Below are 12,766 nucleotides of genomic sequence, written 5' to 3'. Positions count from 1 at the left end.
GCCCAAGCCCACGCCCACAACGCCTAGCCTTGCCTGGTCCGGCGTCCTGGGGGCCCAGCAGCGAACCTGCCCCGATCCAACTCCACCCGATCAGCAGCGGGCAGCCGTCTCCAGCACGTGAATCGTTAGCGAACCGTGCTGTCCTTGCTGGCCCGTGATCAACCGACGGCCATGCTGGGGCCACAGCAACGTCGCAGGTCCGCCGCTCAAGTGCTGCAACTGCACATTGAGGACAGATGTACCTTCGTCCAAGGTTTTGGGATCAAGTCCTTCGAGCTTCCAGAGAAAGTCCGGAAGCGCTCGCTGGCTGGTCCAGCGCTTGGCCAGGCTTGTCGTCCAACCGCGCTGCTCTCTTAGGGTAAAGTCGAGGCGCCTGCCGTGACTGTCGAGCGGCCATAGCTCATAGACATGGCTGTTCCCATCGCTGTAGGCGGCAAACCAAAAGTGGTCGCATGCCATGCGAAATTCGGCGATGTTCCAGCGATTCCCAAAGAAATCATTCTTCTCGACCACTAGCCCAGCTCTGGGAGACCACTCACTGCCTTCGTCGAACCTTGCCGTTACCAGGCCTCCTGCGGTTGATTCACCGTCAGGCCGCCACCAGGCACGTCCAATGAAGCTGTATTGAGGCTGAAATCTGTACCTGGCACGCGCCTTTTCCAGCGCCGTTCCCCAAGCCCACTCGCGAGCCTGATGACCATAGTCGAGAATCTCCAGTGCTATCCGGCCAGGCTCGCCGCGTACGGTATTGATGAGCGATGCGTCAGCTTCTTTATAGCGCCTTACGCGATGCCCTTGGGCATTCTCCAGAATCAGGTTGCACATTCGCGCACCGCGCTTGATACCGGCGTAGTTCATCGCCTGCACCGACCATAAATGGGTGGGATTGGAAAGACGCGGCTGCCCGGCGCTTGGCTCATTCTCGCGTTTGACCGCAACGTACCCCGACACCGTAGAGGGATTGTTGTAGAGGATACGGTTCAACGGCCGCCACCCGCTGTCGTAAGGCCGGATTTCGTAGCACAACTTCGCCCCATCCTCCCCTGAGGCAGCAACGTAGGCACCGAACCAGAACAGCTCGCCATACCGGTGACCGTCCTTGGTGTAGTCCTCTGGCGCCAGTTGCAGTGGCCCCTTTCCCTCGGGCTCAGCTCGCCAGTAGTTATACCAATGATCGTTGTGGATACCGGCCCCGCCGACGTGAAGCCACATAGGGGCAAGCTTGTCCTGGTAGTCCCACCATCGATCCGGCTGAATCAGCTCGTCGGTCAACTGCCACCAGCAGCGGGCAAGAAACGAGAGTTCAGGATGATAAATGTAGTCGGCCATGATGGCTCACTCTTGGGTCGCAATGTGAGCTAAACGCTAAGCAACGCCGGCCGCGCATTGCAGAAGGAAGCGCTCTACATCAAGAATGTCGAATCGATCGACCTGAGTTCACCCCCGCTGGCACTGACCGAGGTCCCCCTTGAATCGCAAGCTCGACGCTAGTGGAGGGCCAAACAGCGAAGTAGAGGAGAAGACGACTACTCCAACGCGCTGTTGAGAAACGATGGCGCGATGTAGCGCTGGTAATGCGCCTCTGACAACAGAAAGAACTCACGATCAATCGCATCGCGCAGTTGCGGCAGTTCCCAGTCGCGGAACTCGGGCAGCAAGGCCATGCCGTAGGCCTCCAAATCCCGAATCATGCGCGCGCCCCTGGCAATGAGCTGGTAGGCCCAGCAGTACTCGGACTGCTGCTCGACATACCGTATGGCACGCTGCTCCAGTTGCTGGCGCAGCACGCCTTTGTCGAACACCTCAAGCTTGGCCATCATCACCTGAACCAGCAGTTGCTCCAGGCGTAACCAAACCGCGCGTTTCTGCGCATCGTCGTAGCCATTCCAGTGGATGACCTCATGGTGGAAACGCTTGCATCCCCGGCATACGGTGTCCCCATAAACCGTGGAACACAGGCCGACGCAGGGCGTTTTGATGGACTTGTTGGACATGAAATACAACGGCTTGAAGGTGGAGTACGCGGCCATGTTAGCCCTTTGTCTAACCAGGGTCACCCGCTAAAGTCATCATCGCCGCCTTACCTTCCAGCGATTTATACCGTAGAATCATCCGGCCTTTTCGAAGGCAACAATGTCCGTTGGAAGCTGTTTTCAAAGCGTCACGAGCACAGTTGATCCGGCAGAACGACGTTGGTCCGGGCCTGCATCCCCGCAGGCCCGAGCCAGCCCTCATCAGATACTCGTTCTGCAGGCGTAAAACTTTGAAAGCAGCTTCCGCAAGGATTTCTTGCGACCCTGGCCAGGCGGCCCAAGAAGCCATGACGGCGCATGGGTGCAAGGAATGCTGGATGAGCGTCCCGGACCCCTTAAAGGGGCCACTGATGAGGGAAATAACTGTGCTTGAAGCCTACCGCAAACACATCGAAGAGCGCGCCGCGCTGGGTATCGTGCCCCAGCCGCTGAACGCCGAACAAACTGCAGGCCTGGTCGAGTTGCTGAAAAACCCGCCGGCCGGCGAAGAAGCCTTCCTCGTAGACCTGCTCACCAACCGCGTACCGCCTGGCGTCGATGAGGCGGCCTATGTCAAGGCTGCTTTCCTTTCGGCTCTCGCCAAGGGCGAAGCCACTTCGCCGCTGATCGATCGCAAGCACGCCACCGAACTGCTGGGCACCATGCAGGGCGGCTACAACATCGAGACGCTGGTTGTGCTGCTGGATGACGCCGAGCTGGGCGCCGTCGCGGCCGAGCAGCTCAAGCACACCCTGCTGATGTTCGATGCCTTCCATGACGTGGCTGAAAAAGCCAAGGCCGGCAATGCTCATGCCAAGGCCGTGCTGGAATCCTGGGCCGCCGGCGAGTGGTTCACCTCGCGCCCGGCCATCGCCGAGAAATACACCCTGACCGTGTTCAAGGTGCCTGGCGAAACCAACACCGACGACCTGTCCCCTGCCCCAGATGCCTGGTCGCGCCCTGACATCCCGCTGCACGCCCTGGCCATGCTGAAAATGGCCCGCGACGGCATCGAGCCTCAGCAACCAGGCTCGGTGGGCCCGCTGGCTCAGATCGAAGCAGTCAGGGCCAAGGGCTACCCGGTCGCCTACGTGGGTGACGTGGTGGGTACCGGTTCTTCGCGCAAATCCGCCACCAACTCGGTGCTGTGGTTCTTCGGTGACGATATCCCGTACGTGCCAAACAAGCGTGCTGGCGGTTTCTGCTTCGGCACCAAGATCGCCCCGATCTTCTACAACACCATGGAAGACGCCGGCGCCCTGCCGATCGAGTTCGACTGCACCGACCTGGCCATGGGCGACGTGATCGACGTCTACCCGTTCAAAGGTGAAGTACGCCGTCACGAAAGCGATGAGCTGGTAACCACGTTCGCGCTCAAGACCGAAGTGCTGCTCGACGAAGTGCGTGCCGGTGGCCGTATCCCTCTGATCGTCGGCCGCGGCCTGACCGAAAAAGCCCGTGCCGAGCTTGGCCAGGGCCCATCGGACCTGTTCAAGAAACAAGAGCAGCCTGCCGATACCGGCAAGGGCTTCACTCTGGCGCAGAAGATGGTCGGCCGTGCGTGTGGCCTGCCGGAAGGCCAGGGCGTTCGCCCAGGCGCCTACTGCGAGCCGAAGATGACCACCGTGGGTTCCCAGGACACCACTGGCCCCATGACCCGTGACGAACTCAAGGATCTGGCTTGCCTGGGCTTCTCCGCCGACCTGGTGATGCAGTCGTTCTGCCACACTGCGGCCTATCCGAAGCCAATCGACGTCACCACCCACCATACCCTGCCAGACTTCATCCGCACCCGTGGCGGCGTGTCGTTGCGCCCAGGGGACGGCATCATCCACAGCTGGCTGAACCGCATGCTGATGCCCGATACCGTGGGTACCGGTGGCGACTCGCACACCCGCTTCCCGATCGGCATCTCCTTCCCTGCAGGCTCCGGCCTGGTAGCCTTCGCTGCCGCCACCGGCGTCATGCCGCTGGACATGCCAGAGTCGATCCTGGTGCGCTTCAAAGGCAAGCTGCAACCTGGCATCACCCTGCGTGACCTGGTGCACGCCATCCCTTACTACGCCATCCAGCAAGGCCTGCTGACCGTCGAGAAGAAGGGCAAGAAAAACGCCTTCTCCGGTCGCATCCTTGAAATCGAAGGCCTGGACGAACTGACCGTCGAGCAGGCCTTCGAGCTCTCGGACGCTTCGGCTGAACGTTCGGCTGCCGGTTGCACCATCAAGCTGCCGGAAAAAGCCATTGCCGAGTACCTGAAGTCCAACATCACCCTGCTGCGCTGGATGATCGGCGAAGGCTACGGCGATGCACGCACCCTGGAGCGTCGCGCCCAGGCCATGGAAGCCTGGCTGGCCAACCCTGAACTGCTGTCGGCCGACGCCGATGCCGAATACGCCGAAATCATCGAAATCGACCTGGCCGACGTCAAGGAGCCTGTGCTCTGCGCCCCGAACGACCCGGACGATGCTCGCTTGCTGTCCTCGGTACAGGGTGAGAAGATCGACGAAGTCTTCATCGGCTCGTGCATGACCAACATTGGCCACTTCCGCGCCGCTGGCAAGCTGCTGGAAAAGGTCAAGGGCGGTATTCCGACCCGTCTGTGGCTGGCCCCGCCGACCAAGATGGATGCACACCAGCTGACCGAAGAAGGCTACTACGGCATTTACGGCAAAGCCGGTGCGCGGATGGAAATGCCAGGCTGCTCCCTGTGCATGGGTAACCAGGCGCGAGTCCAGACCGGTTCGACCGTGGTGTCGACCTCGACCCGTAACTTCCCGAACCGCCTGGGCGACGCCACCAACGTGTACCTGGCATCGGCCGAGCTGGCTGCGGTGGCTTCGATCATCGGCAAGCTGCCGACCGTCGAAGAGTACATGCAGTACGCCAAGGACATCGACAGCATGTCTGCCGACGTCTACCGCTACCTGAGCTTCGACCAGATCGCCGAGTTCCGCGAAGCGGCCGCCAACGCCAAGATCCCAGTGGTCCAGGCGTAAGCCAGGCAGCCATCGACTGGCTGCATGAAAAAAGCCCCGGCAGTGATGCCGGGGCTTTTTTTTGCCATTTCAAACGGTCGGGCACCTGCTAAAGACCTGCAGACGCCTTCGTGAACGTGACCAGGCGGCGGCGAGCACGCCTGTCAGAAGCTATCACCAGGAACGCGCACCCAGCCTTCCATCAACACGCGAGCGCTACGACTCATGATGGCCTTGGTCACCGACCACTGCCCATTGACCAGGCGTGCTTCTGCACCAACCCGCAGGGTGCCCGATGGATGCCCGAAGCGTACTGCACTGCGCTCACCGCCGCCTGCAGCCAGGTTTACCAGTGTCCCTGGGATGGCCGCCGCCGTGCCGATCGCGACGGCAGCAGTGCCCATCATCGCGTGATGCAGCTTACCCATGGACATGGCGCGCACCAGCAAGTCGATATCTTCCGCCCTGACCTGCTTGCCACTTGAGGCGAGATAGGCATGTGCCGGCGCCAAGAATGCCACCTTGGGGGTATGCTGGCGGGCGGCAGCCTGCTCTACATGCTCGATCAGCCCCATGCGCAGCGCACCATGGGCCCGTATCGTCTCGAACCGCTCCAGGGCAGCCGGATCTCCATTGATGGCATCCTGCAACTCCATACCGCTGTAGCCAAGGTCGGCTGCATTGAGAAACACCGTTGGGATACCGGCATTGATCAACGTAGCCTTGAAGGTGCCAACCCCTGGCACCTCCAGATCGTCCACCAGGTTACCGGTAGGGAACATCGCCCCGCCTTCTCCATCGTCGTCGGCAGCCGGATCAAGAAACTCCAGCTGCACTTCGGCGGCCGGGAACGTCACGCCATCAAGCTCGAAGTCGCCGGTCTCCTGCACCTGACCGTTGTCCATCGGCACATGAGCCACGATGGTCTTGCCGATGTTGGCCTGCCAGATACGCACCGTGGCGACACCGGTGCCGGCTAACTGCGTGGGGTCTACCAGGCCACTGCCGATGGCGAACGCACCTACTGCCGCGGAAAGGTTGCCGCAATTGCCACTCCAGTCCACGAAAGGCTTGTCGATACTGACCTGGCCGAACAGGTAGTCCACATCATGATCAGGCCGCTCGCTGGCGGACAGGATCACGACCTTGCTGGTGCTGGACGTTGCCCCGCCCATGCCGTCGATCTGCTTGCCATAGGGGTCGGGGCTGCCGATTACCCGCAGCAGCAAGGCATCGCGTGCCGGACCTGGCGTTTGCGCTTGTTCCGGCAGATCTTGCAAACGGAAGAACACGCCTTTGCTGGTGCCGCCACGGATATAAGTGGCCGGAATCTTGATTTGAGGTGCATGTGCCATTAATTGAAGCCTCTTGGATGGGCCCGAGCCAGGGCGGGCGCCTAGGGCCGCAATGCGGCCACGTCGCGTTAAACGGTCGCTTCGAGGAAGTCCTGGGCAAAACGTTGCAACACACCGCCCGCTTCGTAGATCGACACCTCTTCGGCCGTATCCAGGCGACAGGTCACCGGTACGTCAAAACGCTCTCCGTTGCGACGGGTAACCACCAGGGTCAGGGTGGCGCGCGGTGTACGGGTGCCGATCACGTCATAGGTTTCGCTGCCATCCAGGCCCAGTACCTTACGGTCTGTACCTGGCATGAATTCGAGGGGCAAGACGCCCATACCCACCAGGTTCGTGCGGTGGATGCGCTCAAACCCCTCGGCGACGATGGCCTCCACGCCTGCCAGACGAACCCCTTTGGCAGCCCAGTCGCGTGAAGAGCCCTGGCCGTAATCGGCACCGGCCACGATGATCAGCGGCTGCTTACGCTGCATGTAGGTCTCGATCGCTTCCCACATGCGCATGACTCGGCCTTCGGGCTCAAGGCGTGCCAGCGAGCCCTGCCTTACACTGCCATCTTCGTTGCGCACCATCTCGTTGAACAGCTTGGGGTTGGCGAAGGTGGCGCGCTGAGCCGTGAGGTGATCTCCACGGTGGGTGGCATAGGAATTGAAGTCTTCTTCAGGCAAGCCCATTTTGGCCAGGTACTCTCCCGCTGCGCTGTCGAGCATGATGGCATTGGAGGGCGACAGGTGATCGGTGGTGATGTTGTCCGGCAGTAACGCCAGTGGGCGCATGCCACGCAAGGTGCGCACCCCAGCCAAGGCGCCTTCCCAGTAGGGTGGGCGACGGATGTAGGTGCTCATGGGACGCCAGTCGTACAGCGGCGCGACCTTGGGCCCGTGGTCCTGCTCCACGGCGAACATGGGAATGTAGACCTTGCGGAACTGTTCGGGCTTGACCGCAGCGCGAACCATCGCATCGATTTCGTCATCGCTGGGCCAGATATCCTTGAGGCGGATTTCCCGCCCATCCGATGCCACACCCAGCACATCCTTCTCGATATCGAAACGGATCGTACCCGCGATGGCGTAGGCCACGACCAAGGGTGGGGACGCCAGAAATGCCTGTTTGGCATACGGGTGAATACGGCCATCGAAGTTTCGGTTACCAGACAGCACCGCGGTGGTGTACAGGTCCCGGTCGATGATTTCCTGCTGGATGGTCGGGTCGAGGGCGCCGGACATGCCATTGCAGGTGGTGCAAGCAAAAGCGACGATGCCGAAGCCCAACGCTTCGAGCTCCGCCTCCAGGCCCGCCTCTTCCAAGTACAGCTGTACAGCCCTGGATCCAGGAGCAAGCGATGACTTGACCCAAGGCTTGCGCGCCAGCCCCAGCCTGTTGGCATTGCGTGCCAGCAACCCGGCGGCAATCACGTTGCGCGGGTTGCTGGTGTTGGTGCAGCTGGTGATGGCTGCAATGATCACCGCCCCGTCCGGCATCTGCCCGGGTACCTGCTCCCAGGCACCCGCAATCCCCTTGACGGCCAGCTCGCTGGTGGCCACCCGGGCATGGGGGTTTGAGGGGCCCGCCATGGTGCGCACTACGCTGGAGAGATCGAAGTCCAGTGTGCGCTCGTAGACTGCGTCGGCAAAGCTGTCGGCCCATAGACCCGTGGCCTTGGCGTAGGTCTCTACCAGTGCGACCTGCTGTTCCTCGCGGCCCGTCAGGCGCAGGTAGTCGATGGTCTGTTGATCGATGGCGAACATGGCCGCCGTGGCGCCATATTCTGGAGCCATGTTGGAGATGGTGGCGCGATCGCCGAGCGTCAGAGCACGGGCGCCTTCTCCATGGAATTCGAGGTAGGCGCCGACCACCTTCTGCTTGCGCAGAAATTCGGTCAGGGCTAATACCAAGTCGGTTGCCGTCAGGTTGGGCGCCAGCTTGCCGGTGAGCTGGACGCCGATGATTTCCGGCAGACGCATCCAGGAGGCGCGCCCGAGCATGACGTTCTCGGCCTCAAGCCCTCCCACGCCGATGGCAATCACGCCCAATGCGTCCACATGAGGGGTGTGGCTGTCGGTGCCGACACAGGTGTCCGGGTAGGCCACGCCGTGATCGTTGTGTACCACGGGCGACATCTTCTCCAGGTTGATCTGGTGCATGATGCCGTTGCCAGGCGGGATGACATCGACGTTCTTGAACGCTTTCTTGGTCCAGTTGATGAAATGGAAGCGGTCTTCGTTGCGGCGATCCTCGATGGCCCTGTTGCGTTCGAACGCCTGGGGATCATAGCCGCCACACTCGACGGCCAGTGAGTGATCGACGATCAGCTGTACGGGCACCACCGGGTTGACCTGGGCAGGGTCACCGCCCTTGTCGGCGATGGCATCGCGCAAGCCGGCCAGGTCGACCAGCGCGGTCTGACCCAGGATGTCATGACAGACGACCCGGGCCGGATACCAAGGGAAATCCAGGTCGCGCTTGCGCTCTATCAGCTGGGCCAACGACGCCTGGAGCGTGCCGGGGCTGCAGCGGCGCACCAGGTTCTCGGCCAGCACGCGCGAGGTATAGGGCAAGCCCTGATAGGCGCCGGGTTTGATGGCCTCGACGGCAGCGCGGGCATCGAAATAATCCAGGTCGGTGCCTGGCAAGGCTTTGCGGTAGGCAGTATTCATATCGTTATCAGGCTCGGTCACGGATGGCGTTCAAGGGTGCGCGTGCGGGCAGACATGCTGGGCCACCCCGCGAGGCCAACAAGACCTGCGCGGGGTGGGCGCCCATCAGCGCTGCTCGATCGGCACGAACTGACGCTGTTCGACGCCGGTGTATTCGGCGCTCGGACGGATGATGCGATTGTTCTCACGTTGCTCGAACACATGCGCTGCCCAGCCGGTAAGCCGCGAGCAGACGAAAATTGGGGTGAACAGCTTGGTCGGTATGCCCATGAAGTGATACGCCGAGGCATGGTAGAAGTCGGCGTTGGGGAACAAGCGCTTCTGCTCCCACATGGTCTTGTCGATGGCTTCGGACACCGGGTACAGCACCGTGTCGCCCACTTCATCGGCAAGGCGCTTGGACCAGCCTTTGATCACCTCGTTACGCGGGTCGGACTCTTTGTAGATGGCATGGCCAAACCCCATGATCTTGTCCTTGCGCTCGAGCATGTGCAGCAACTCGGTCGACGCTTGCTGCGGGCTCTGGAAGCGCTCGATCAGCTCCATGGCCGCCTCGTTGGCACCGCCGTGCAGCGGGCCGCGCAGCGAGCCGATGGCGGCGGTGACGCAGGAGTACAAGTCTGAAAGGGTCGAGGCACACACCCGGGCGGTGAACGTGGAGGCATTGAACTCGTGCTCGGCGTAGAGAATGAGCGATACGTTCATCACCTTCACATGCAGCTCGCTGGGCGGCTTGCCATGGAGCAACTGCAGGAAGTGGCCGCCCAAGGTGTCTTGGTCGCTGACGCAATCGATGCGCACGCCGTGATGGCTGAAGCGGTACCAGTAACACATGATCGCCGGGAAGACGGCCAGGAGCCGGTCGGTCTTGTCGCGCTGGGCATCGAAGGTGAGCTCGGGCTCGAGGGTTCCGAGCACGGAGCAGCCCGTGCGCATCACGTCCATCGGGTGAGCGTCGCGCGGGATGCGCTCCAGTACTTCTTTCAACGCCTGCGGCAGGTCGCGCAGGCCTTTGAGCTTGTGCTTGTAGTCGGCAAGCTCGGCTTGGCAGGGCAGCTCGCCATACAACAACAGGTAAGCCACCTCCTCGAATTCGGCATGGGCGGCCAGGTCCCGGACATCATAGCCCCGATAGGTTAGCCCAGCGCCGGCCTGACCGACCGTCGACAGGGCCGTCTGCCCGGCAACCTGACCGCGCAGGCCTGCGCCGCTGAGTACTTTTGCTTCGGCCATGGTGCTTCTCCTTTCTTGAACTTGTTATGGAATGCTGGCTGGCTAACCCTTACTTACCCCTGAACCTGGGCGCTGCAGCGCGCTCAGCTGGCAGGTCAGCCTTTTTTCTGTGCAAACAATGCATCGAGATGCTGCTCGAAAGCGTGGTACCCAATGGCCTCGTAAAGCTCCATGCGTGTCTGCATGGTATCGATGACGTTCTTCTGCGTGCCGTCGCGGCGCAGGGCCGCGTAGACGTTTTCGGCAGCCTTGTTCATGGCGCGGAACGCCGACAGTGGATACAGCACCAGCGACACATCGACCGAGCCCAGTTCTTCGGTGGTGTACAGAGGGGTGGCGCCGAACTCGGTGATGTTGGCCAGGATGGGAGCCTTGACCCGGTCGGCGAAGGTCTTGTACATCGCAAGTTCGGTGATGGCTTCGGGGAAAATCATGTCCGCACCGGCCTCGACACAGGCGGCCGCCCGATCCAGCGCCGCATTGAGCCCCTCGACCGCCAGCGCATCGGTACGGGCCATGATCACGAAGCTGTCATCGGTGCGGGCATCGACCGCCGCCTTGATACGATCGACCATCTCCTGCTGGGTGACGATTTCCTTGTTCGGACGGTGGCCACAACGTTTGGCGCCTACCTGATCCTCGATGTGAATGGCTGCGGCGCCAAACTTGCTCATGGCGCGCACGGTACGGGCAACGTTGAAGGCCGAGGCGCCGAAACCGGTGTCCACGTCCACCAGCAACGGCAGGTCGCACACATCGGTGATGCGCCTGACGTCGGTCAGCACGTCGTCCAGGCCACTGATGCCCAGGTCAGGCAAGCCAAGCGAGCCTGCCGCCACACCGCCGCCGGACAGGTAAATGGCCTTGAAGCCGGCACGCTTGGCCAGCAAGGCGTGGTTGGCATTGATGGCGCCAACGACTTGCAGCGGGCGCTCGGCGGCCACTGCATCGCGAAAACGCTGGCCTGGGGTGCTCTTGACGGTCATTTTTCACCTCGTGTGCTGGGGGTGTGGTCGCCTTGGTAATGGCGCTCGATGTTGCGTTTGGACGCAGCGATGTGACGGCGCATCAACAGCTCGGCCAACTCGCCGTCACCCTCGGCGATCGCGTCCAGGATGCGGTGGTGCTCGGCGAAAGCTTGGCGTGGCCGATTGGGTGTGGCCGAGAACTGGATACGGTACATGCGCACCAGTTGGTACAGCTCGCCGCAGAGCATCTTGACCAAGGTCTGGTTGCCACTGCCCTGGATGATGCGATAGTGAAAATCGTAGTCACCCTCCTGCTGGTAGTAGCCTACGCCCGCCTGAAAGGTAGCATCGCGCTCATGGGTTTCCAGCACCTGGCGCAGCTCGTCGATCTCGGCCCTGCCCATGCGCTCGGCCGCCAGGCGGCAGGCCATGCCTTCGAGCGACTCGCGGATTTCATAGAGTTCGATGAGTTCGGCGTGGCTCAGTGAAACCACACGTGCGCCCACATGGGGCACACGAACCAGCAGGCGCTGGCCCTCGAGGCGGTGAATGGCTTCACGCAGCGGGCCTCGGCTGATGCCATAGGTGCGGGCAAGCTCCGGCTCGGAAATCTTGCTCCCTGGGGCTATGTCCCCCCGCACAATGGCCGCTTGAATCCGCCTGAACACATGCTCGGACAGGGTTTCCGATTCCTCGTTGCCAGCAGCGTCACTGGGTGAAAGCACCTGCATATTGTTGACACCATGACTAAGTAATTGCCACCAATCTAGCTTAACGGCCGGAACTGGTCAAAACATTATCCCTGATTGTCGACAATAACCGTTCCAAGAAACTAGCTTCCGATCAGGGTGTCAGATCGCGCACCGCTGGCGTCAATACGTCGGCGTGATAGAATGCCGCGCCTTCGATGGAGTATGGATAGCCCGTCTGCCCCGCCAGCATGGTGCCGGCAGATCAACGAGGAAGCTTGTGCAGCCGTTGCCAGTCGCCTTACCCCGAACCTTGCACAATACCGCGCCAGGACTATGAAACTGACACCCTTTGCTTTGCTGATTAGCCTCCTCCTGTTGCCGGCCCTGAGCCAGGCAGCCGGCAAGACCGTGTACGGTCTGAACGAATATGCTCGCCTTGGCGACCTCGACCTCGAAGTGGCGGCCAAGCTCGACACCGGGGCCAAGACTGCCTCGCTCAGCGCCCGCGACATCAAGCGTTTCAAGCGCAATGGTGAAAGCTGGGTGCGTTTCTATCTGGCCATTGACGCTGCCCATTCCCATCCCATCGAACGCCCGCTGGCGCGCGTTAGCAAGATCAAGCGCAGGGCTGGCGACTACGACGCCGAATCGGGCAAGGCCTACACCGCGCGCCCCGTCATCGAGCTGGACATCTGCATGGGCCAGGCCACGCGCACCATCGAAGTCAACCTCACCGATCGCAGCGCTTTCCAGTTCCCATTGTTGATCGGCTCGGAGGCCTTGAAGCATTTCGACGCCCTGGTCGACCCAAGCCTTAAATATGCGGCCGGCAAACCTGCCTGTGCCACCGACGCTCCCAAAGCAGAGTAAT

General features: G+C 61.6%; 9 protein-coding genes. 2 read left to right on the top strand and 7 right to left on the bottom strand.

The window, feature by feature from the left end; translation table 11 throughout:
• Positions 1 to 90: 90 nt before the first annotated feature.
• Together B2S33_RS15155 and B2S33_RS15150 are read right to left on the bottom strand one after the other, a co-directional pair.
• Positions 91 to 1,329: a hypothetical protein gene (locus B2S33_RS15155; RefSeq protein ID WP_288650586.1), complete on the bottom strand. Its 1,239-nt coding sequence runs from the start codon at positions 1,327 to 1,329 to the stop codon at positions 91 to 93.
• Between the two features lie 197 nt (positions 1,330 to 1,526).
• Positions 1,527 to 1,994: a DUF1289 domain-containing protein gene (locus B2S33_RS15150; protein ID WP_023536066.1), complete on the bottom strand. Its 468-nt coding sequence runs from the start codon at positions 1,992 to 1,994 to the stop codon at positions 1,527 to 1,529.
• A 404-nt stretch (positions 1,995 to 2,398) separates the two neighbouring features.
• On the opposite strand from B2S33_RS15150, the gene acnB reads away from it, so the two are divergent.
• Positions 2,399 to 5,008: a bifunctional aconitate hydratase 2/2-methylisocitrate dehydratase gene (gene acnB, locus B2S33_RS15145; RefSeq protein WP_028686940.1), complete on the top strand. Its 2,610-nt coding sequence runs from the start codon at positions 2,399 to 2,401 to the stop codon at positions 5,006 to 5,008.
• Positions 5,009 to 5,151: 143 nt separating this feature from the next.
• Here acnB and prpF read toward each other — a convergent pair whose 3' ends face one another.
• The 5 genes from prpF to B2S33_RS15120 all read right to left on the bottom strand — a co-directional run bounded on the left by prpF (position 5,152) and on the right by B2S33_RS15120 (position 11,934).
• The gene (gene prpF / locus B2S33_RS15140) at positions 5,152 to 6,342 is read right to left on the bottom strand and encodes a 2-methylaconitate cis-trans isomerase PrpF (RefSeq protein WP_088522995.1); all 1,191 of its coding nucleotides are present in this window, start codon (positions 6,340 to 6,342) and stop codon (positions 5,152 to 5,154) included.
• 68 nt (positions 6,343 to 6,410) lie between these two features.
• Positions 6,411 to 9,002 (bottom strand): Fe/S-dependent 2-methylisocitrate dehydratase AcnD, encoded by a 2,592-nt coding sequence (gene acnD / locus B2S33_RS15135; protein ID WP_049696267.1) that lies wholly within the window; start codon positions 9,000 to 9,002, stop codon positions 6,411 to 6,413.
• 105 nt (positions 9,003 to 9,107) lie between these two features.
• Positions 9,108 to 10,235 carry a bifunctional 2-methylcitrate synthase/citrate synthase gene (gene prpC, locus B2S33_RS15130; RefSeq protein ID WP_027914611.1) on the bottom strand — a complete coding sequence of 376 codons (1,128 nt, stop codon included), beginning with the start codon at positions 10,233 to 10,235 and terminating at the stop codon, positions 9,108 to 9,110.
• A 95-nt stretch (positions 10,236 to 10,330) separates the two neighbouring features.
• Entirely contained in the window at positions 10,331 to 11,221 is an 891-nt protein-coding gene (gene prpB, locus B2S33_RS15125) for a methylisocitrate lyase (protein ID WP_028686938.1), read from the bottom strand.
• Complete coding sequence (locus tag B2S33_RS15120) at positions 11,218 to 11,934, bottom strand: GntR family transcriptional regulator (RefSeq protein WP_288650585.1); 717 nt, start codon at positions 11,932 to 11,934, stop codon at positions 11,218 to 11,220. Before B2S33_RS15120 ends, prpB begins: the two co-directional genes overlap by 4 nt.
• Before the next feature lie 294 nt (positions 11,935 to 12,228).
• Here B2S33_RS15120 and B2S33_RS15115 point away from each other — a divergent pair, with 294 nt between their 5' ends.
• Positions 12,229 to 12,765, top strand: a complete 537-nt coding sequence (locus B2S33_RS15115; RefSeq protein ID WP_027914608.1) for an ATP-dependent zinc protease — start codon at positions 12,229 to 12,231, stop codon at positions 12,763 to 12,765.
• The last annotated feature ends 1 nt before the right edge of the window (position 12,766 follow it).

Source organism: Pseudomonas sp. UBA5568 (assembly GCF_002425525.1).
Taxonomy (GTDB): domain Bacteria; phylum Pseudomonadota; class Gammaproteobacteria; order Pseudomonadales; family Pseudomonadaceae; genus Aquipseudomonas; species Aquipseudomonas fulva.
Note: the sequence above shows the minus strand (reverse complement) of the source record. Positions and strands in the feature narration are given on the sequence as shown.

Coding starts and splice junctions, on each gene's coding strand:
- prpF (WP_088522995.1), bottom strand. CDS start 6,342: ATGGCACATGCACCTCAAATCAAGATTCCGGCCACTTATATCCGTGGC.
- B2S33_RS15150 (WP_023536066.1), bottom strand. CDS start 1,994: ATGTCCAACAAGTCCATCAAAACGCCCTGCGTCGGCCTGTGTTCCACG.
- prpC (WP_027914611.1), bottom strand. CDS start 10,235: ATGGCCGAAGCAAAAGTACTCAGCGGCGCAGGCCTGCGCGGTCAGGTT.
- acnD (WP_049696267.1), bottom strand. CDS start 9,002: ATGAATACTGCCTACCGCAAAGCCTTGCCAGGCACCGACCTGGATTAT.
- B2S33_RS15155 (WP_288650586.1), bottom strand. CDS start 1,329: ATGGCCGACTACATTTATCATCCTGAACTCTCGTTTCTTGCCCGCTGC.
- B2S33_RS15115 (WP_027914608.1), top strand. CDS start 12,229: ATGAAACTGACACCCTTTGCTTTGCTGATTAGCCTCCTCCTGTTGCCG.
- prpB (WP_028686938.1), bottom strand. CDS start 11,221: ATGACCGTCAAGAGCACCCCAGGCCAGCGTTTTCGCGATGCAGTGGCC.
- B2S33_RS15120 (WP_288650585.1), bottom strand. CDS start 11,934: ATGCAGGTGCTTTCACCCAGTGACGCTGCTGGCAACGAGGAATCGGAA.